This window comes from Pseudomonas imperatae (assembly GCF_057128625.1).
The window spans coordinates 65,636-85,261 of the sequence record NZ_JBSKHP010000005.1; the positions used below are offsets into that span (position 1 = coordinate 65,636).

The following is a 19,626-nucleotide window of genomic DNA, read 5'->3' on the forward strand; positions in this document are numbered from 1 at the left end:
TTCACAGGCACCCTCGATGAGCAACGAACTACTGGTCGAAGACCTGCAACCTGGCACCGGCAAGGCCGTGGTCAAGGGTGCGCTGATCACCACCCATTACCGCGGCACGCTGGCGGACGGCACCGAGTTCGACTCGTCGTGGTCGCGCGGCAAGCCCTTCCAGTGCGTGATCGGCACTGGCCGCGTGATCAAGGGCTGGGACCAGGGCCTGATGGGCATGCAGGTAGGCGGCAAGCGCAAGCTGTTCGTGCCCGCGCACCTGGCCTACGGCGAGCGCAGCATGGGCGCGCATATCAAGCCGGGCAGCGACCTGTATTTCGAGATCGAGCTGCTGGAAGTGCTGACTCGCGACGATTGAGCCTGCAACCGCTAAAACGCCTTGACCTGCCAGCGGCGATGGTTATAAAGGTCAGGTCATTTTCGACATGAAGCCCTCTGAACAATAAGGCACCTATGGATACCGGAACACGACTGAAGTTGGTGCGCGAACGGTTTCAACTGTCCCAACGCGAACTGGCGCGCCGCAGCGGCGTGACCAACTCGACCATTTCCAACATCGAGCAGAACCGCGTCAGCCCCTCGGTCAGCTCGCTGAAGAAACTGCTGCAAAGCATTCCCATGAGCCTGGCCGACTTCTTCACCTTCGACGAGCCGCCCAAGCAGGAGCGCTATGTGTTCCGCTCCGACGAGCAGCCCGACCTGGGCCGCGAAGGCCTGCGCCTGCTGCTGGTGGGCGCCACCCTGCCCGGCCGCGACATGCGCATGCTGCGCGAGCTGTACGCCCCCGGCGCGCACTCGGGCGACGAGTTCATCGTGCACAACGAAGGCGAGGAATGTGGCGTGGTCACCCGCGGCACCATCGAGCTGACCATCGACGGCCAGACCAGCATCCTCAATGCCGGCGACGGCTACTACATTCCCACCACCCTGCCCCACCGGTTCCGCAACATCGGCCAGGACGAGGCAGAGATAATAAGCGCCAACACCCCGGCCAACTTCTAAACGAGCAAGACTCGGAGTGTTTTGCCGGCCCCCGCAGGGCTAAGCTGGGGCCACGTTCAACTGCCAGGCCACGCCCATGAGACCCACCACCCACGATGCCCACGCCGCCCTGGTCACCCGTGCCTGCGCGGTGCTGGACGCCGCCGCCAGCCCGCCGTCGCTGGCGCAGCTGGCGGCCGAGGTGGGGCTGAGCCCCTACCACCTCCATCGGCTGTTCAAGCGTTTCACCGGCCTGACGCCCAAGGCCTACGCCGACGCGCGCCGCGCCCAGCGCGTGCGCGAGCAGCTCAAGCCCGGCGGCACGGTGACCGAGGCGGTGTACGAGGCCGGCTTCAATTCCAACAGCCGCTTCTACGAGTCCAGCAACCAGCGCCTGGGCATGAAACCGGTGCAGTTCCGCAACGGCGGTGCCCGCGCCACCCTGCGCTTCGCCCTGGGCCGCTGTTCGCTGGGCGATATTCTGGTGGCAGCCAGCGAGCGCGGCGTCTGCGCGATCCTGCTGGGCGACGACCCCGAGCAACTGCTGCAAGAGCTGCAGGACAGCTTTCGCAACGCCGAGTTGATTGGCGCCGATGCCGAGTTCGAGCAATGGGTGGCCCAGGTGGTGGGCTTCGTCGAGGCGCCCGGCATTGGCCTGGACCTGCCGCTGGACGTGCGTGGCACGGCGTTCCAGGAGCGGGTGTGGCAAGCGCTGCGCGCGATACCGGTGGGCAGCACCGCCAGCTACGCCGAGGTGGCACGGTTGATCGGCGCGCCCACGGCCACCCGCGCGGTGGCCCAGGCCTGCGGCGCCAACCGCCTGGCCGTGGCCATCCCCTGCCACCGGGTGGTGCGCAGCGACGGTGCGCTATCGGGCTACCGCTGGGGCGTGGAGCGCAAGCGCCAGCTGCTGGCGCGCGAGGCGCGCTGATCAGCCCTGGTCGGCCTGCAGCACGCGGCGCACCATCGCGGTCAGCGCGTCGGGGCCATAGGGTTTGCGCAACAGGTGCTGGTGCGGCGCCAGCTCATAGTTGCGCGAGATGATGTCGCGGGTGTGGCCCGAGGCGAACAGCACCGGCAACGGCGGCGTGCGTGCCTGGGCCCAGGTGGCCAGGTCAGCGCTCTTGACCTGGCCGGGCATGACCACGTCGGTGAAGATCAGGTCCACCCGCAGGCCGTCGAGCAGGAAGCGCATGGCCACGTCGCCGTTTTCCGCGGTGATCACCCGGTAGCCTGACTGCTCCAGCAGCTCGGCGGCGGTGGCGCGCACCTGCTCGTCGTCCTCGACCACGAGGATGGTCTCCTCGCCATCGATCATGACCGCTGCCCCCGGCACCTCCTCGATGCTCTCGGCCGCGTGGCTGCGCGGGAAATACATCTGCACCGTGGTGCCCTGGCCCTCAACGCTGCAGATTTCCACGTGCCCGGCGCTCTGGCGGACAAAGCCGAACACCATGCTAAGGCCCAGGCCGGTGCCGTGGCCATCGGGCTTGGTGGTGAAGAACGGCTCGAAGGCCTGGGCCAGGGTGGCCGGCGCCATGCCCACGCCGTCATCACTGACCGACAGCCGCACATAGTCGCCGGGGCTCAGCTCCTTGCCGGTGCAGAACTCATGGCCCAGCACCACGTTGTCGGCGCTGATCACCAGCTCGCCCTCGCCACCCATGGCGTCGCGGGCGTTGAGGGCCAGGTTGAGCACGGCGTTTTCCAGCTGGTTGCGGTCGACGTGAATGCTCCACGGTTGCTCGGGCGTGTGCATGCGCACCTGGACGGTTTCACCCATGGCGCGCAGCAGCAGTTCGCCCAGGCCGTCGTACAGCCGGCGCAGGTTATAGACCCCGGGGGATAGCGGCTGGCGACGGGCGAAGGCCAGCAGCTGCGCCGACAGCTTGGCACCGCGCTCCACGGCGGCCAGGGCAGCGGCCACCCGGCGCTGGATGGGTGCGTTGTCCTGCTGCTGTCGACCCAGCAGGTGCAGGTTGCCGGCGATCACCTGCAGCACGTTGTTGAAGTCATGGGCCACCCCACCGGTGAGGCCGCCCAAGGCTTCGAGCTTTTGTGACTGGCGCAGCTTTTCCTCGGCCTCGGAGCGGGCGCGCACCTCCTGCTCCACCCGCTGTTCGAGGTTGCGCGTGAGCTGCAGCAGGGAGTCTTCGGCGATCTTGCGCTCGTGAATGTCGATCAGCACCCCCGGGAACCGCGATGGCGCCCCCTGGGCGTCGTAGTCACAGCGGCCGCTGGCCTGCACCCAGCGGTAACTGCCATCGGCACGCTGCAAGCGGTACTCGGCGTTGTAGCCCGAGTGCTGCTGGATGGCGGCGTCGATGGCCGCCTGCACGCGTTGGCGATCATCATCGTGGATGGCCGCCAGTGCCTGCTCGGCGGGCAGGTGCTCCAGCGGCGTGCCGGGTGGGTAGAGGAAAGTACGCGCAAAACGCTCGTCACCCGAGAGCTGGCCGCCCTTGATGTCCCACACGAACGAACCCAGCACCGCGCCGGTGTTGAGGGCCATCTGCAGGCGCTCACTGGTGGCCCGGTGCGCACGCTCGGCGGCTTCACGGGCACGCTCGGAGAGCACGTGGGCGGTGGTTTCCACGACGATGGCCATGACCCCGGCGGGGCTGCCGTCGTCGCCCGGCACCGGGCTGTAGTAGAGGTCCATCCACACGTCTTCGGGCACGCCGTTGCGCAGCAGCACCAACTCCTTGCTGTGGTAGCTCAGGGTGCCGCCGGCCAGGCAGGTGTCGACCACGTTGCGGTTGAAGTCGGCGACTTCCGGCCAGCCCATTTCCACGGGCGAGCCCAGCAGGTACGGGTGGCGGCCACCGGCGAACAGCGAATAGGCGTCGTTGTAGATCATGTAGCCGGGGCGGCCCCAGAGCATCACCAGCGGCACTGGCGAAGCCAGCAGAAACTGGGTCGCCATGCGCAGGGCGGGCGACCAGAGGTCGAATGGGCCGAGTTCGGTCAGCGACCAGTCAAAGCCGCGAATACGCGTGGCCATTTCACCACGCCAGCCTTCACAGCCGTGGTCTTTGGAAAGGAATTGCATCGCGGGGCTCGGACTCCGTGGGCGGGGCTGCGCCCTTCGAGTCTAACGCTGGGGAGAGGGAAAGCACATAGGCGGCGCGACGGTCCGTAGCCGCTGCCGAAGGCTGCGCTGGCCCGCGTGCACCCTGGAGATCTTCGGTGCATGGGAGGGCCAGCGCAGCCTGGCGGCAGCGGCTACGAGTTGCGCGGCGTGGCTGGCATCAGTGGCCGGTGACGTCGCCGTTGCGGCTGGTCTCGAACAGGAACCAGGTGCGCTGTTCGGTTTCGTCGATCCAGTTCTCGATCAGGCTGGCGGTGGCGATGTCGTTGTACTTGTCGCACAGTTCGTGGACTTCGCGCATGTAGGCGGCCAGGCCCTTGTTGTCACCCTGCAGCTCGGCCAGCATGTCCAGCGGCTGGACGAATTCGGCGTCGTTGTCGAGCACCGACTTCAGGCGCGCGATGTGGCCGATGGAGCGCAGCGAGTTGCCACCGATTTTACGGGTGCGCTCGGCGATGGCGTCGACCATGGCGAAGATCTCGGTGGCGTGGTCGTCCAACAGCAGGTGGTAGTCGCGGAAGTGCGGGCCGCTGACGTGCCAGTGGAAGTTCTTGGTCTTCAGGTACAGCGCGAACACGTCGGCCAACAGGCGGTTCAGCGCGCCGCTGAGGTCACGGGTGGCGTCGCTGCCCAGGTCGGTGGGAGTGGCCAGCGCGCGGGCGCGGGTCTTCAGGGCGGCAGGCTTGTCGAGTGGGGCCTTGGCAGCGGCAGGCGCTTTTGCCGAGGCAGGCTTGGCGGCGGGCTTTTTCGCCACTGCAGGTTTCTTCGCGGCGGCGGGCTTCTTGGTCGGGGTAGCCATTGCGGTAGTTCTCCTTCGGTCTTGGAGCGGAAGATTCATGCAGCGGCCGAATGTCTCGACGACGCGCTGATCCCCCAGCCTAACAGGTCGCTTTCCAGCAACTCAATCTGATCATTACCTTGGGCTTTGGTTTCGTCATTTCAAGAGGTGTTCGCGGCAGATCGCCTCGACCTGCCAATCTTCATTCATCGGTGAAACGTTTCATGGCACTTAAGCGGGACTATGCTGTTCCAAGCTTTTTTCCCCCACCAAGGTGAGTGTCATGATCAAGACATACAGCTACGCCGCCCAGAGCGCCAGCGACGCCCTCAAGCCCTACCGGTTCGAACGCCGCTCCCCCGGCGCCGACGATGTGCAGATCGACATTCTCTACTGTGGCGTGTGCCACTCCGACCTGCACACCGTGCGCAACGAATGGCACAACACCCTGTACCCGTCGGTGCCGGGCCACGAGATCGTCGGCAAGGTGACGGCGGTGGGCGCCAACGTGAAGCACTTCAAGGTCGGCGACCTGGCCGGCGTCGGTTGCATGGTCGACAGCTGCCAGCACTGCGCGTCCTGCGCCGAAGGCGAGGAACAGTACTGCGAGAACGGCTTCACCGGCACCTACAACGGCCCGGTGTTCGGCGGCGAGAACACCTTCGGCGGCTACTCCGACACCATCGTGGTGAAGGAGAAATTCGTCCTGCGCATCCCCCACAAGGACAACCTTGCGGCCGTGGCGCCGCTGCTGTGCGCAGGCATCACCACCTACTCGCCGCTGAGCCACTGGAAGGTCGGCCCGGGCAAGAAGGTGGGCGTGGTGGGCCTGGGCGGCCTGGGCCACATGGCGGTGAAAATCGCCCACGCCATGGGCGCCCACGTGGTGCTGTTCACCACCTCGCCCAGCAAGCGCGAAGACGGGCTGCGCCTGGGCGCGGACGAGGTCATCGTGTCGAAGAATGAAACCGAGATGGCCACCCAGGCCAACCAGCTGGACTTCATCCTCAACACCGTGGCCGCGCCGCACAACCTCGACCCGTTCCTGGCGTTGCTCAAGCGCGACGGCACCATGACCCTGGTGGGCGCGCCGGACTCGCCGCACCCCTCGCCTACCGTGTTCAACCTGATCTTTAAGCGCCGCAGTCTGGCCGGCTCGTTGATTGGCGGCATCCAGGAAACCCAGGAAATGCTCGATTTCTGCGCCAAGCACAACATCGTCTCGGACATTGAGATGATCGCCATGAAGGACATCAACCAGGCGTACGAGCGCATGCTCAAGGGCGACGTGAAATACCGCTTCGTGATCGACATGGCCACCCTCAAACAGGAAAACGCCGCGTAACCCCGTAGCAGCGGCCACAGGCCGCGTCCGGCCGCACCACGGTATTTCCGGGAATACGCGGTGCGTTCGGACGCGGCCTGTGGCCGCTGCTACGGTTTAGAGCATGTTGCCTTTTACTGGCGTGCCGATTGCCATGAAATGCCCGCCCGCCACGTGGTGCAACGTGCGCAATTGATCATGCCCTTCGAAATGCCAATGCCCTTCGCTGAACACCCGCGCATCCGCCTGGGCGCTGATCACTTCGCCCAGGAACAGATCGTAGGCGCCCTGGTTGTGCGGTTCGGGCAGCAGGCGGCACTCCAGCCAGGCCACGCAGCCTTCCAGCAACGGCGCGTCCAGCTGTTCGCCGGCGAAGGTCTGCAGGCCGTAGGTGGCAAACTTGTCCAGGGTCTGCCCGGCGGTGTTGCCCACGGTCTGGACAATGTCGGCCTGGGCCACGCAGGGCACTTGCAGGACGAAGGTGCCGCTGGCCTCCAGCAGTTGCCGGGTCCAGGTGGACTTGTCCAGCACCACCGCCACTTTTGGCGGCTCGAAGTCCAGGGGCATGGCCCAGGCGGCGGCCATGATGTTGCGCTGGCCCTGGTGGGCGGCGCTGACCAGTACGGTGGGGCCGTGGTTGAGCAGGCGGTAGGCCTTGTCCAGCGGCACGGGCAGGCGGTGGTGGGCGGTCATGGCATGGGCTCCGGCAAAAGCACGCAGTGTACCAAGTTGCCGCCCGCCCGCGTCAGGCCGGGATCGGCGTGGGCAGCGGCCGGCCGGCGAAATGCGCCGCCAGGTTGGCCAAGGTCAGGTCAGCCATGGCCTGGCGCGTGGCCCCGGTGGCGCTGGCCATGTGCGGGGTCAGCAGCACGTTGTCCAGGCCCAGCAAGCCTGGGTGCGGGCGCGGCTCGTCCTCGAACACGTCCAGCGCCGCGCCCGCCAATTGGCGGGTGGCCAGGGCCTGGAACAGCGCCGCCTCGTCCACCACGCTGCCGCGGCCGACGTTGATCAGGTAACCCTCGGGCCCCAGCGCTTGCAACACCTGGGCATCCACCAGGTGGAAGGTCTGGGCGCCACCGCCCACCGCCACCACCAGGAAGTCCACCACCGCGGCCAGGCTCTGCGCATCGGGATAGAAGCGGTAATCCACCGGCTGGCGATTACGCCCGCAGTAGGCGATGTGCATGCCAAAGCCTTCGGCACGGCGGGCAATGGCCTGGCCAATGCGGCCCAGGCCGATGATGCCCAGGCGCGCGCCGCTGACCTTGCGGGTCCAGGCAATAGGGCCGTCGGCCCAGCGGCCCTGGCGCACGAAACGGTCGGCCGGGCCGGTGCCACGGGCGATGCCCAGCAGCAGCGCCATGGCGAAGTCGGCGACGTCGTCGGTGAGCACGTCGGGCGTGTGGGTGACGGCGATGCAGCGCTCGCGCGCCGCCGCCACGTCGACGCCGTCGTAGCCCACGCCAAACACCACGATGACCTCCAGCGCCGGCAGGCGCTCGATGAGCGCGCGGCTGACCCGCGACTCGCCGTTGGCCACCAGCGCGCGAATATGCGCGGCGCCCTGCCCCAATTGGCTGCCCTGCTCGTCGCCCTCGAGCACGGCGAAATCGGCCAGCAGGCGTTCGGTGAGCTTTTCCGGCAGGCGGGCGATCTTAAGCACGTTTGCGTTCATTGACGGTTCCTTGCAGGTGAGCCTGGCCACGGGCGCGCTCGGCGCCCAGGTAAAGCCCCAGCACGCCGCCGGCCAGCAAGGCGCAGGCGACCAGCAACAGGGCGTAGTCGTAGGTGTGGGTGACGTCCTTGATCCAGCCCATCACCGGCGGCAGGCCCAGGCCGGCCAGGTTGGCGATGGAGTTGATCAGGGCAATGGACACGGCGGCGGCCGGGCCCGACAGGTATTCGGTGGTGGTGGCCCAGAACACCGGGGTGGCCGCCCAGTTCAGCGCCACGGCCACCACCAGCAGGCCGTAGGCCAGGCCATGGTTGCCGCAGAACACCGCCACGCCCAGCACAATGCCGGCCGCCAGCAGCGGGCCGCCCAGGTGCAGGGCGCGTTCGCCGTTCTTGTCGGAATGCCGGCCGTTGGCGTACATGAACACGCAGGCCAGCAGGAACGGCAGCGCCGACATCAGGCTGACCACGAACGAGCCCTGCCCCGACACCGACTGCACGATCAGCGGCAGGAACAGGGTGATGCCGATGGTGCCGAACGCCTGCAACAGCCAGAACAGGCTTAGCAGCCACACCACCGGGCTGCGGAACGCCTTGTGCCAGGCATCGTTATGGGAGATCAGCGTGGTGCTCTGCTCGGCGGCGATGGTGCTGGCCAGCCAGGTCTTCTGCCGTGCGTCCAGCCAATGCGTGGTCTGCGGCGAGTCCGGCAGGTAGCGCAGCACCACCACGCCCAGCACGGCGGCGGGAATGCCTTCGAGCAGGAACAGCCAGCGCCAGCCGCTCACCGAGGCCATGCCGTCCAGGTGCAGGAACGCGCCGGACAGCGGCAGGCCGATCACCGAGGCCAGCGCCGCGCCGATGTAGAAGAACGACATGGCCTTGGCCCGGTCGCTGCGCGGGTACCACTGCGACAGGTAATAAATGATGCCCGGCGTGAAGCCAGCCTCGGCGGCGCCCAGCAACAGGCGCATCACATACAGCTGGTTGGCGGTCTGCACCAGGCTCATGCCGGCGGCGACGATGCCCCAGGTGATCATGATGCGGGCGATCCAGCGCCGCGCGCCGACCTTGGTGAGGATCAGGCTGCTGGGCACTTCCAGCAGGATGTAGGTGAGAAAGAACAGCCCCACGCCCAGCCCGTACATCGCCGCCGACAGGCCCAGGTCGGCGTTCATCTGCAGCGCCGCCACCGAGATGTTCGACTTGTCGATGTAGGCCACCATGTACAGCAGCATCAGGAAGGGGATCAGCTTGAGATTGAGCTTGGCCAGGGTGCTGGCGTGCAAGCCGTCGTTCAGCGTGGGCTGGGTCATGACGGGGCTCTCTATTGTTGTCGTTATGGAGGTGCAATGAGGCAGACCATAAACCAGCACAGATGCAGATTCAATATATGAATTATCGTCCCCATATATGGGATAAAAACTGAAACGTTACAGTCCCGCAGACAGCCACGTAGCAGCTGCCGCAGGCTGCGTCCTACATTCTCAAGCCAGGAAATGCCACAACAGCAACGTCCCCACCAACCCCACCACCGAGACAATCGTCTGCAACACCGACCACACCCAGATGGTCTGCTTCAACTGCAGCCCGAAGTACTCGCGCACCATCCAGAAGCCCGCATCGTTCACATGGCAGAAGAACACCGAGCCAGCCCCGATGGCCAGGGCCACCAGCGAACTCTGGGTCGCGGCCAGCCCGGCCATCATCGGCGCCAGGATACCCGCGGTGGTGGTGGCGACGGTGGCCGAGCCAGTGGCCTGGCGCAGGGCCACGGCGATCAGCCACGCCAGCAGCAGGTACGGCAGGTGCGCGCCCTCGGCGGCCTTGCTGATGGTCTGGCTGACGCCGGCGTCCAGCAGGGTCTGCTTCAGGCCGCCGCCAGCACCGATGGTCAACAGCAGCACGGCAATGGGCGCCAGCGCCTTGCGCAGGGTGTTGCCGACCTGTTCGCGCGGCAGGCCGTTGGCCCAGCCCAGGCAGACCACGGCGGCCAGCACGGCTATGCCCAGGGCAATTAGCGGCTCGCCGAGGAACTTCAGGGTCAGCGCCAGGGTGGTCTCGGGGGCCAGGGCCACCTTGGCCAGGGTGCTGCCGAGCATCAACAGCACCGGCAGCAGGATGATCAACAGCGAAATGCCGAAGCCGGGCTGGCGCTGGGCCTGGGGCTTGGCGCTGAACAGCGCGCCCAGCTCGGCGGGCTCCTGCACGTCCATGCGCCGCGACAGCCAGTTGCCATACAGCGGGCCGGCGAGGATCACCGCCGGCAAGGCAATGCTGAAGCCCAGCAGCATGGTCAGGCCCAGGTCAGCGTGCAACGCGCTGACCGCGATCAGCGGCCCCGGGTGCGGGGGCATCAGCGCATGCAGGGTGGTCATGCCGGCCAGCGCCGGGATGGCGATTTTCAGCAGCGGCTGGTTGGACTGGCGAGCCATGACGAAGATGATCGGCACCATCATCACCAGGCCCACTTCGAAGAACAGCGGCAGGCCGATCACCAGCGCCACCAGGGCCATCACCCACGGCAGGCTGCGGCCCTTGCCCAGCCCCAGCAGGGTGCTGGCGATGCGGTCGGCCGCGCCGGACTCGGCCATCAACGCGCCAAGCATCGAGCCTAGCGCAATGATGATGCCGGCCTCGCCGAGGATGCCGCCAGCGCCCTTGCTGAACGCCTTCGCCACCTCCTCCGGCCCCAACCCGGCGCCGACGCCGGCAATGAAGGTGCCGACCAGAATGGACAGGAAAGGCGGTAACTTGGTGGCGCTGATCAACACGATGATGGTGGCGATGGCCACCGCACAGCAGACGATGAGGCGGGTGTCGTGGGCAAGCCAGGCGAGGTTGTTCGGGTCCACCGGGTACTCCTTATTGTTGGCAGATACAGCTGCAACATTTGGTTGCAATTTGCCAACAGAATACCCCATTGCACCGTAGCAGCGGCCACCAGGCCGCGTCCTGTCACACCGTAGCCGCTGCCGAAGGCTGCGCTGGCCCTGTGCCCCACTGGAGATCTCCAGGGTTCACCCCGGCCAGCGCAGCCTGGCGGCAGCGGCTACAAGGTTGAGCCCAGGTAGATGGCGACAACCACGCACAAGCCCGCGAACCCTACCTGCAACACCCGCGCGGGGATGCGCGGCGACAGCAGCCGCCCTGCCACCATGCCCGCCACGCTGGCAGCAATGAACACCCCGCCCTGCAGCGGGATGCGCACCCCGGCGTGCAGCGCACCGACCACTGCCATGCCCGATACCAGGGCAATCACCATCAGCGAGGTGGCGATGATGCCGTGCACGCGGATGTCGGTCAGTTGCCGGAACGCCGGCACCAGCAGGAAGCCGCCGCCCACGCCGAGCAGGCCGGTGAGGAAGCCGCAGCACGACCCCACCAGCGACAGGGTGATGCTGCAGCGCAGGGTCCATTTCAGGCGCCCGGTCTGGTCGTTGAGCATGCAGTTCTTCTGCTCCCAGCCGTGGTCGATGCCCGACCCCGCGCACTTGGCCTCGCGCGCTTGGCTGAACATGCGCCAGGCGACGATCAGCAGCACGCCGCAGAACAGGCCCACCAGCAAATGATCCGGCAAGCGGTGCGCCACCAGCAGCCCCAACGGCGTGAACAGCGTGCCCAGCGCCGCCATCAACAACGCCGCACGCCAGCGCACGATGCCCTTGCGCAGGCCGTCGATGGCGCCCACCGCTGCTGCAGCGCCCACGGCCAGCAGCGCCACCGGCGCCGCCTGGGTCATGGGCCAGCCCAGGCCAAGCACCAACGCCGGCACCGCGAGAATGCCACCGCCGGCGCCGGTGAGGCCCAGCACGATGCCGATCAAGCCACCCAATACCAGTGCGAGCATGCCCCGCCCTCCTATTCAGCCGTGCTGCAGCGGGTCAGCCATTCGCGGCCCTTGAGCATGCCGTTCCAGTAGAACCACGGCAGGAAGCTGGCCTTCAACCACCAGGCCGAGCGCCGCGCCACGGTGGAGTCCCAGGGGAAGCTGGGCAGCAGCTTGCCGCCATAGCCGAACTCGGCCAGCACCACCCGGCCCTTCTCCACCGTCAATGGGCAGGAGCCGTAGCCGTCATAGCGCAGCGGCAAGGCGCGGCCGGCACGCAGGGCCAGCAGGTTCTCGGCCACCACCACGATCTGCTTGCGCGCCGCGGCGGCGGTCTTGGCGTTGCTGGTGGAACACACGTCGCCCAGGCCGAACACGTTGGCGTACCGCACGTGCTGCAGGGTGCCGGGGTCTACCTCGCACCAGCCGCCCGCGTTGGCCAACTGGCTTGTGCGCACGCAGTCGGGCGCCACCTGTGGCGGCACCACGTGCAGCATGTCAAAAGGCTTGGCCTGGCGAACCAGCGTGCCGTTGGCGTCCTGGCTTTCGAACCAGGCGGTCTTGCCCGGGCCATCGACCTTGACCAATTGCGAGCCGAACGCCAGCTGCGCCCGGTACTTCTCGATGTACTTCATCAGCGCCGGCACATACGTGGCCACGCCGAACAGCGCCGGGCCGGCAAGGTTGAACTCCACGTCAATGTGCTTGAGCACGCCGCTGCGCCGCCAATGGTCGCATGACAGGTACAGGGCCTTCTGCGGCGCCCCGGCGCACTTGATCGGCATGCCCGGCTGGGTGAACAGCGCCTTGCCCTGGCGTAGCTGCTGCACCAGTTGCCAGGTGTAGGGCGCCAGGTCGTAGCGGTAGTTGGACGTCACCCCGTGCTGGCCCAACGTCTGCTCCAGGCCCTCGATCTGCTCCCAGGCCAGGCGCAGGCCGGGGCACACGATCAACTGCCGGTAGCCCACGTGGCGGCCGTCGGCGAGGGTTACCCGCTGGCCATCGGCATCGATGCCCTGCACCGCCGCCTGCAGCCACTGCACGCCCTTGGGCATCACCTGGGCCATGGGCCGGGCGGTGCTGCCGACGTCGTAGGCGCCGCCGCCCACCAGGGTCCACGCCGGCTGGTAGTAGTGGGTGTCGCTGGGTTCGATGAGGGTAATGGCCAGGCCCGGCTGGCGCTTGAGCAGGCTGGCGGCAAGGCCGATGCCGGCAGCACCGCCGCCGATGATCAGGATGTCCGCGTTGCTGGCGGTCGCACCCTGTTGCTGCGCATTATCGTGCATGGGGTCCACACTTATTGAGGAAGAAGGGACGAACCGAGGCTGGCCAGCACCGTGCCGCAATACAGGCCCGACAAGGTCTTCATGACCTGGATGACTTCATGGCTGGCTAGCCCGTAGTAGATGTACTTGCCCTCGCGGCGGGTGGCCACCAGGCCTTCGTCGCGCAGCACGCCCAACTGCTGGGACAGGGTGGGCTGGCGCACGCCGGTGCCAGCCTCCAGCTCGCCGACGTTGCGCTCGCCCTGGGTGAGTTGGCACAGAATCAGCAAGCGGTCTTCGTTGGCCAGCGCTTTCAACAGCGCACAGGCCTTGGAGGCACTAGCGCGCAGGCGCACGACGTCGTCGGTGGTCAGGCAGGTTTCCATGGCGGGGTCGCTCTCGATCACATTCTGTGATTACATTATGTTTAAATATAGATTATTGAACAATAGACTGTGGAGCAATTGATGACCCCACGTATCCAGCCCTTCTTCGACAGCGGCTCGTCGACCTTCAGCTATGTGGTGTATGAAGCGCCGGGCAGCGCCTGCGCGGTCATCGACTCGGTGCTGGACTACGACCACAAGGCCGGCCGCACCGGCACCGAACAGGCCGACGCCATCATCGCCTTCGTCCGCGCCCAGGGCCTGCAGGTGCAGTGGCTGCTGGAGACCCACGCCCACGCCGACCACCTGTCTGCCGCACCCTACCTGCGCGCGCAACTGGGTGGGCGCATCGCCATCGGCGAAGGCATTCGCCAGGTGCAGAAGGTGTTCAAGACGGTGTTCAACCTGGAGCCCGGCTTCCGCCTCGACGGCTCGCAGTTCGACCAGTTGCTCACGCCCGACCAGACTTTCAGCATCGGCAACCTGCCAGTGCGCGCCCTGCACGTGCCCGGCCACACCCCGGCGGACATGGCGTTCCTGATCGGTGCGCACGACCTGTTCGTCGGCGACACGCTGTTCATGCCCGACGTTGGCACTGCCCGCTGCGACTTCCCCGGTGGCGACGCCGAGCAGCTGTACCAGTCCATCCAGACCCTGCTGGCCTTCCCCGCCGACACCCGCCTGCACCTGTGCCACGACTACCCGCCCGAGGGCCGCGAGGCGCAATCGCAGACCACCGTCGCCGCCCAGCGCCAGGGCAACATCCACGTGCGCGACGGCATCGACCAGGCGCAGTTCGTGGCCATGCGCACCGCCCGCGACGCCACCCTGCCCATGCCCGTGCTGCTGATGCCGGCGGTGCAGGTGAACATCCGCGCCGGGCAGTTGCCGCCCGCCGAGGACAACGGCGTGCGCTACATCAAGATCCCGCTCGACCGGCTGTAAGGCAATCGGGCGGAACTTGTAGGGCCCAGGCTTGCCCATTCCTGCATGGCGCCGGTATTTCACCGGCCGGTCTTGCAGGAGTCATGACATGCCTGATGCACACGGCAAGGTTCGCTACGCAGTCGTCGCCGGCGGCTGGATTTCCCAGGGGGCGTTCATGCCCGGCATCGGCCAGACCGACAATTCGGTGATGACCGCGCTGGTCACCGGCGACCCCATCAAGGCCCGCGACCTGGCGGCCGAGTACCAGCTCAAGAGCTACCACTACGACGAGTTCGCCACGCTGCTGGCCAGCGGCGAGATCGACGCGGTGTACATCGCCACGCCCAACTTCCGCCACCGCGAATTCGCCGTGCCGGCCCTGGAAGCCGGCATCCACGTGCTGCTGGAAAAACCCATGGCCACCAGCGAGGCCGACTGCCTGGCGATCAACGCCGCGGCCGAGCGCAGCAACGCGCTGCTGATGGTCGCCTACCGCCTGCACTGCGAGCCGGCCACGGTGGAGATGATCGGCAAGGTGCGCGCCGGCGCCATCGGCGAGCCGCGGCTGTTCACCTCGACCTTCACCCAGCACACCAAGGAATCCAACCACCGCGCTCACAGCGGCTACTGGGCCGGCCCCGTGGCCGACATGGGCCCCTACCCGCTCAACGCGGTGCGCAACCTGTTCGGCGAGGAGCCGCTTGAAGTCTCGGCGGTGGGCATCCACACCCCGGGGCGACATTTCGACAGCCATGACACCGTCACCGTCACCCTGCGCTTCAGCCAGGAACGCCTGGCGCAGTTCATCGTCAGCTACAGCCTGCCCGGCAGCCAGCGCTTCCAGTTGCTGGGCAGCGAAGGCGAGATCGAGGCTTCGCCGTGCTTCGGCTTCGGCGAAGGCGTGGCCATCGGCTACCGGCTGATCAAGGACGGCGAGCCTCACGAACATGAACACCCGGTGGTGGACCAGTTCGGCGGCGAGACCCAGTACTTCTCCGACTGCATTCTCAAGGGTGAGCAACCCGAGCCCGACGGCGACGAAGCCTGGCGCGACGTGCGCGTGCTGGCGGCCATCGAAAAAGCCCTGGCCAGCGGCACGCCGCAACGCCTGGAGCCACTGGCGCCGCGCCGCGGCATCCAACCCGGCCAGGCCCGGCAGCTGCCGTTGGCCAAGGTGCCGCCGTACATCAACACCGCCGAACCGAACGACTGAGCCAGGGGGCCGAACGCTTGAGCCGAATCATCACTTCACGCTTGCCGCACGACACCGACGAAGCCCGCGAAGCGCAAATGTTCGGCAGCCCCAAGGACCGCCTGGATTTCTACCGCCGCGAGATCCAGTACGAGACGGCGATCCTCTCCAACCGCACCAACGCCTACCTCTCGGCGCAGGCGTTCCTGGTGATCGCCTACGCCTCGTCCATGGCCAACCTCAACCCCGAATGGGGCAAGCTGTTCACCCTGGTGGTGCCGCCGGTGCTGGCGCTACTGGGGGTGCTGTGCTCGCTCAACGCCTGGCCGGGCATTCGCGCGGCCTACGACATCATCGACCACTGGCACTTCAAGCAGAGCGGCCTGCTGCGCGACACCCCGGCCATGGGCCTGGCCTATGACGACGAGCCGCTGTTCAGCGAAATGGAGTCCAGCCACAAGGGCTACCGCAAGTCGCTGATGTTCTCGATGCGCGCGCCGTGGCTGTTCGCGGTGTTCTGGATAGGCCTGGGGGCGTTCGCCCTGGCGATCCAGTTGGGCTAGATGAAATCGCATCTGTAACAAAGAATTTCGACGCAGCGCCGGGGTCTATCCCTTAACCCCCTTCAGGACCTAACTGCCATGAAATTCGCATTGTTTTCCAACGCCTTGTCCAAGGCCTGCGGCAGCCCGCGGACGTTTATCGTCGCGGTGTTGCTGATCGTGGTCTGGGCCGTGACCGGGCCGTTCTTTCACTACAACGACACCTGGCAGCTGATCATCAACACCTCGACCACCATCATCACCTTCCTGATGGTGTTCGTGATCCAGAACACCCAGAACCGCGATAACGACATCCTGCACATCAAGATCGACGAACTGCTGCGCGCCACCAAGGACGCGCAAAACGCGGCGCTGGACCTGGACGACCTGGACGCCAAGGAGCTGACCACCATTCGCAAGCAATACCGGTCAATGGGCACCAATGAGACCATCGAGGTGACGGAGTCCAAGACCACCCTCAAGGACGACCCGGCAGCCTGACGTGCCCACCGTTACGCGGCGCCTGGGACGCGGCTTTCGGCCGCTGCTACGAATGCTCTGTAGCAGCGGCCCCAGGCCGCGTCCGGGAGCACCGCGGGGTGCGCTCAAGCCCAGATCGCCCCACCCACCACCGGGTCCTGCGCCGGCAGCGCCAGCTTGGCGATGCGCGTGCGCGAGGCATGGTGGGTGGCGGCCTTGGGGCGCTGGATGTCGTAGTCTTCCTGGCCCTGGGGGTAGGCGCCCACCACCAGGAAATCGTCGCTGTGGGACAGCGCGCAATGGCCGGTGCCCGCCGGCAGCACCAGCACGTCACCCTGCACCAGGCTGATGATCTGCCCCTGCTCGCCGCCCAGCATCACCCGTGCGCTGCCGCCGGCCACGCCCAGCACTTCGTGGGCGTTGGAGTGGTAATGGTGGTAGTCGAAAATCCCGTCACGCCACAGCGGCACCCACTGGTGCCGCGCGAACAACTGCTCGAACGCCGCCGCATCGCCGGCCACCTGGTGGTAAACCAGGGCCGGCAACGGGTTGTTGGGCACGCGCCCATCGTCACGAAAGTACAGCTGCTCTGCTGGGGTCATGGGGGGGCTCCCGATGGCTGTGCATGTGGGTTGGAAACCCCGGACCCCGGGATTGTTCCCCTCACACCTCGACCAGCACTTCGCTGATCTGCACCACTGGCACCAGGTCGGTGTAGTTGGGGATGTCGCCGTTGAGCACCGCGGCGTGGGGCACGAAGGCCTGCTGGAAGGTCTCCAGCGACTCGCAGTAGAAATGGCACAGGCCCAGGTACGGCGGCGTGGAACCCGGCAGGCCGCCGGCCAGGCCCTTCTCCACCGAATACTTCAGGCAGGCCGCGCCCATCAGCTCCTTGAGCAGCGGCATGTGCTTGTCGCGGTAGTAGTCGAAGTCGAACCGCGCGTCCGGCTGGTAGGGGTACATCACGCTGACTTTGATCATCACGGTCTCCTGGGGGAATGAATTGACCGCTCGATAGTAACGCCAATTCAACTAACCGGTCGCGGCAAAGTCACAGTTAGTACCTGCCACGCACCAAGACGTTGAGGAATCAATGAGTTTCATTCTGTGGATGTCAGTGCTCGGCGCCCTGCTGCTGTTGCTGGCGCTGACCTCGTCCTACCTGCGCTGGCTGCCGATGACCACCTCGGCGGTGTGCCTGGCCTTCGGCATGGCGCTGGGGCCGGTGGGGCTGGGCCTGGTGAACATGGACTTCGCCCGCGCCGCCAGCTGGCTGCAACGCCTCACCGAAATGGCCGTGCTGTTCTCGCTGTTCGGCACCGGCATCAAGCTGCGCCTGGGCCTGCGCCGCACCGCCTGGCGCGCCGCCTACCTGCTGGCCGGGCCGGTGATGCTGCTGTCGATCGCCGGCGTGGCGCTGCTGGCCCACTACGGCCTGCACCTGTCCTGGGGCCTGTCGGCGTTGCTGGGGGCAATGCTCGCGCCCACCGACCCGGTGCTGGCCGCCATGGTCCAGGTCAGCAGCGCCCACGACTTCGACAAGGTGCGCTACGGGCTGTCCGGCGAGGCTGGGCTCAACGACGGCGTAGCCTTCCCGTTCGTGATCTTCGCCCTGATGCTGATCGACCACGTGGAACTGGGCCTGCCCGACATCGGCGCCTGGGCCCTGAAGAACCTGGTGTGGGGCGTGCCGGCGGGGCTGGCCATCGGCTACGGCCTGGGCCGCCTGCTGGGGCAGATGATGATCGCCCTGCGGGTGCGCCACGCCGACAGCGCCGAATCACCCAACGACTTCGTCGCCCTGGCGCTGATCGCCATCAGCTACGTGGTGGCCTATGGCGTGGACGCGTTCGGCTTCCTCGCGGTGTTCGCCGCCGGCGTCGGCCTGCGCCAGGCCGAGGCGCGCGCCTCGCACACCGACATTCCCGCCGAGCACCTGGCCCGGCCGCTGGACCCGCACACCCGCCCCACGCCCCAGGAAGAGCAGGACGACAGCCAGCTGGCCGCCGGCACGATGATGGCCGACATCCTCACCTTCGGCGACCTGGTGGAACGCTCCATGGAGGTGCTGCTGATCACCCTGCTGGGCGCGGCCCTGTCGCTGTACTGGGACTGGCGCGCCATCGGCCTGGGGCTGGGGCTGTTCTGCGTGATCCGCCCGCTGAGCGTGTGGCTGCTGGTGCGCGGCAAGTACCTGGACGGCCACCAGCGGGCGCTGCTGGGTTGGTTCGGCATTCGTGGCATCGGCTCGCTGTACTACCTGTGCTTCGCCATCGCCCACGGCCTGCCGGCGTCCATCCAGCACAGCGCCATCAGCCTGACGCTGTCGGTGGTGGCGCTGAGCATTCTGCTGCACGGCGTCAGCACCCAGCCGTTGCTGGCGCACTATGAACGCCGCCACCGCAAGGCCGGCTAGAGGCTGGCGAGCAAGGCCTTGAGCGCCTGGTAGTCCGGCACGTGATGGAAGCCGGGCTGGCCGTCGAACTGGGCGAAGTCAGTGTCACCATAGCCGGCGACCCGTGCGCCGGCGGCCAGGCCTGCCTGCACGCCGGGGATGCTGTCATCCACCAGCAGGCACTCATCGGGCGCCAGCTTCAACAGCTGGGCGGCGGCCACGATCAGCTCCGGCGACGGTTTCCAGGCATTGACCTCGTAGGCGCTGACGATGTTGCCGTCGAAGGCGTCCCACAGGCCCGCGGTCTTCAGGCAGGTCTCGATCTTGGTGCGCGGGCCGTTGGAGGCCACGCACTTGGGCAGTTTCAGTTCGCGGACGAAATCCAGGGCGCCGGGCATGGCTTCAAGGCCGGCGGCGAACAGGTCCAGGCTGCGGCTGCGGAAGTCGCGCATGAAGGGCTCGGCGTCCAGGTGCGCGTGCTCTTCGCACAACTCGCCGACGAAGATGGCGAACTGCACACCGCGAAAGCGCCGCAGCACTTCCTCGTGGGGCAGGTGAATGTCGCGTTCGGCCAGCAGCTGGCGCAACAGCCCGGCCGCCATGCGTTCACTGTCGACCAGAGTGCCGTCGCTGTCGAAAATAACGCCTTTGATGGTCAATGAGTGGCTCCTGTGGTGGCGTGGGATCAGGCAAAGCCTGCCCCGTGGGCGACACTTTGTCCACCCTGGCGCCCCGGACGCCGCCTGGCGGCAGCTGCTACAG

General features: G+C 66.9%; 21 protein-coding genes. 9 read left to right on the plus strand and 12 right to left on the minus strand.

From position 1 onward, the window contains the following. Positions 1 to 16: 16 nt before the first annotated feature. From ACWKWX_RS08320 to ada, 3 genes are all read left to right on the plus strand, one after another. Positions 17 to 358: an FKBP-type peptidyl-prolyl cis-trans isomerase gene (locus ACWKWX_RS08320; protein ID WP_416423545.1), complete on the plus strand. Its 342-nt coding sequence runs from the start codon at positions 17 to 19 to the stop codon at positions 356 to 358. A gap of 95 nt (positions 359 to 453) precedes the next feature. Then, positions 454 to 1,002 (plus strand): cupin domain-containing protein, encoded by a 549-nt coding sequence (locus ACWKWX_RS08325; protein ID WP_416423544.1) that lies wholly within the window; start codon positions 454 to 456, stop codon positions 1,000 to 1,002. 76 nt (positions 1,003 to 1,078) lie between these two features. Beyond that, positions 1,079 to 1,912 (plus strand): bifunctional DNA-binding transcriptional regulator/O6-methylguanine-DNA methyltransferase Ada, encoded by an 834-nt coding sequence (ada, locus tag ACWKWX_RS08330; protein WP_416423543.1) that lies wholly within the window; start codon positions 1,079 to 1,081, stop codon positions 1,910 to 1,912. On the opposite strand, the gene ACWKWX_RS08335 is transcribed toward ada, so the two are convergent. After that, positions 1,913 to 4,033, minus strand: a complete 2,121-nt coding sequence (locus ACWKWX_RS08335) for a hybrid sensor histidine kinase/response regulator (RefSeq protein WP_483827474.1) — start codon at positions 4,031 to 4,033, stop codon at positions 1,913 to 1,915. Positions 4,034 to 4,232: 199 nt separating this feature from the next. After that, positions 4,233 to 4,871, minus strand: a complete 639-nt coding sequence (locus ACWKWX_RS08340; RefSeq protein WP_483827475.1) for a Dps family protein — start codon at positions 4,869 to 4,871, stop codon at positions 4,233 to 4,235. A gap of 262 nt (positions 4,872 to 5,133) precedes the next feature. On the opposite strand from ACWKWX_RS08340, the gene ACWKWX_RS08345 reads away from it, so the two are divergent. Next, positions 5,134 to 6,195 carry an NAD(P)-dependent alcohol dehydrogenase gene (locus ACWKWX_RS08345; RefSeq protein WP_416423540.1) on the plus strand — a complete coding sequence of 354 codons (1,062 nt, stop codon included), beginning with the start codon at positions 5,134 to 5,136 and terminating at the stop codon, positions 6,193 to 6,195. A gap of 96 nt (positions 6,196 to 6,291) precedes the next feature. On the opposite strand, the gene ACWKWX_RS08350 is transcribed toward ACWKWX_RS08345, so the two are convergent. From ACWKWX_RS08350 to ACWKWX_RS08380, 7 genes are all read right to left on the minus strand, one after another. After that, positions 6,292 to 6,867, minus strand: coding sequence for a flavin reductase family protein (locus tag ACWKWX_RS08350; protein WP_483827476.1), 576 nt, complete (start codon positions 6,865 to 6,867; stop codon positions 6,292 to 6,294). A 52-nt stretch (positions 6,868 to 6,919) separates the two neighbouring features. After that, positions 6,920 to 7,849, minus strand: a complete 930-nt coding sequence (locus ACWKWX_RS08355; protein WP_483827477.1) for a 2-hydroxyacid dehydrogenase — start codon at positions 7,847 to 7,849, stop codon at positions 6,920 to 6,922. Then, positions 7,830 to 9,164, minus strand: a complete 1,335-nt coding sequence (locus tag ACWKWX_RS08360) for an MFS transporter (protein WP_483827478.1) — start codon at positions 9,162 to 9,164, stop codon at positions 7,830 to 7,832. The genes ACWKWX_RS08355 and ACWKWX_RS08360 overlap by 20 nt, the downstream gene beginning before the upstream one ends. Positions 9,165 to 9,335: 171 nt before the next feature. Then, a complete protein-coding gene (locus ACWKWX_RS08365) occupies positions 9,336 to 10,703 on the minus strand; it encodes a GntT/GntP/DsdX family permease (RefSeq protein WP_483827479.1) in 1,368 nt (455 codons plus the stop codon). A 197-nt stretch (positions 10,704 to 10,900) separates the two neighbouring features. Next, positions 10,901 to 11,698 (minus strand): sulfite exporter TauE/SafE family protein, encoded by a 798-nt coding sequence (locus tag ACWKWX_RS08370; RefSeq protein WP_483827480.1) that lies wholly within the window; start codon positions 11,696 to 11,698, stop codon positions 10,901 to 10,903. An 11-nt stretch (positions 11,699 to 11,709) separates the two neighbouring features. After that, entirely contained in the window at positions 11,710 to 12,963 is a 1,254-nt protein-coding gene (locus ACWKWX_RS08375) for an NAD(P)/FAD-dependent oxidoreductase (protein WP_483827481.1), read from the minus strand. Between the two features lie 11 nt (positions 12,964 to 12,974). Next, the gene (locus tag ACWKWX_RS08380; protein ID WP_473006105.1) at positions 12,975 to 13,328 is read right to left on the minus strand and encodes an ArsR/SmtB family transcription factor; all 354 of its coding nucleotides are present in this window, start codon (positions 13,326 to 13,328) and stop codon (positions 12,975 to 12,977) included. Between the two features lie 81 nt (positions 13,329 to 13,409). On the opposite strand from ACWKWX_RS08380, the gene ACWKWX_RS08385 reads away from it, so the two are divergent. The 4 genes from ACWKWX_RS08385 (at position 13,410) to ACWKWX_RS08400 (ending at position 16,490) form a co-directional block, all read left to right on the plus strand. Further along, entirely contained in the window at positions 13,410 to 14,273 is an 864-nt protein-coding gene (locus ACWKWX_RS08385) for an MBL fold metallo-hydrolase (RefSeq protein WP_416423532.1), read from the plus strand. 88 nt (positions 14,274 to 14,361) lie between these two features. Further along, positions 14,362 to 15,468 (plus strand): Gfo/Idh/MocA family protein, encoded by a 1,107-nt coding sequence (locus tag ACWKWX_RS08390; protein WP_473006102.1) that lies wholly within the window; start codon positions 14,362 to 14,364, stop codon positions 15,466 to 15,468. 17 nt (positions 15,469 to 15,485) lie between these two features. Beyond that, a complete protein-coding gene (locus ACWKWX_RS08395; RefSeq protein ID WP_416423530.1) occupies positions 15,486 to 16,010 on the plus strand; it encodes a hypothetical protein in 525 nt (174 codons plus the stop codon). A gap of 78 nt (positions 16,011 to 16,088) precedes the next feature. After that, positions 16,089 to 16,490 carry a low affinity iron permease family protein gene (locus ACWKWX_RS08400; protein ID WP_416423529.1) on the plus strand — a complete coding sequence of 134 codons (402 nt, stop codon included), beginning with the start codon at positions 16,089 to 16,091 and terminating at the stop codon, positions 16,488 to 16,490. A gap of 104 nt (positions 16,491 to 16,594) precedes the next feature. On the opposite strand, the gene ACWKWX_RS08405 is transcribed toward ACWKWX_RS08400, so the two are convergent. Next, a complete protein-coding gene (locus ACWKWX_RS08405; RefSeq protein WP_416423528.1) occupies positions 16,595 to 17,071 on the minus strand; it encodes a cupin domain-containing protein in 477 nt (158 codons plus the stop codon). A 61-nt stretch (positions 17,072 to 17,132) separates the two neighbouring features. Then, positions 17,133 to 17,450: an EthD family reductase gene (locus tag ACWKWX_RS08410; protein WP_416423527.1), complete on the minus strand. Its 318-nt coding sequence runs from the start codon at positions 17,448 to 17,450 to the stop codon at positions 17,133 to 17,135. Positions 17,451 to 17,562: 112 nt separating this feature from the next. Here ACWKWX_RS08410 and ACWKWX_RS08415 point away from each other — a divergent pair, with 112 nt between their 5' ends. After that, entirely contained in the window at positions 17,563 to 18,885 is a 1,323-nt protein-coding gene (locus ACWKWX_RS08415; RefSeq protein WP_483827482.1) for a cation:proton antiporter, read from the plus strand. On the opposite strand, the gene ACWKWX_RS08420 is transcribed toward ACWKWX_RS08415, so the two are convergent. Then, on the minus strand, positions 18,882 to 19,523 hold the full coding sequence (locus ACWKWX_RS08420; RefSeq protein ID WP_473006098.1) for an HAD family hydrolase: 642 nt from the start codon (positions 19,521 to 19,523) through the stop codon (positions 18,882 to 18,884). The genes ACWKWX_RS08415 and ACWKWX_RS08420 overlap by 4 nt on opposite strands. Positions 19,524 to 19,626: the final 103 nt, after the last annotated feature.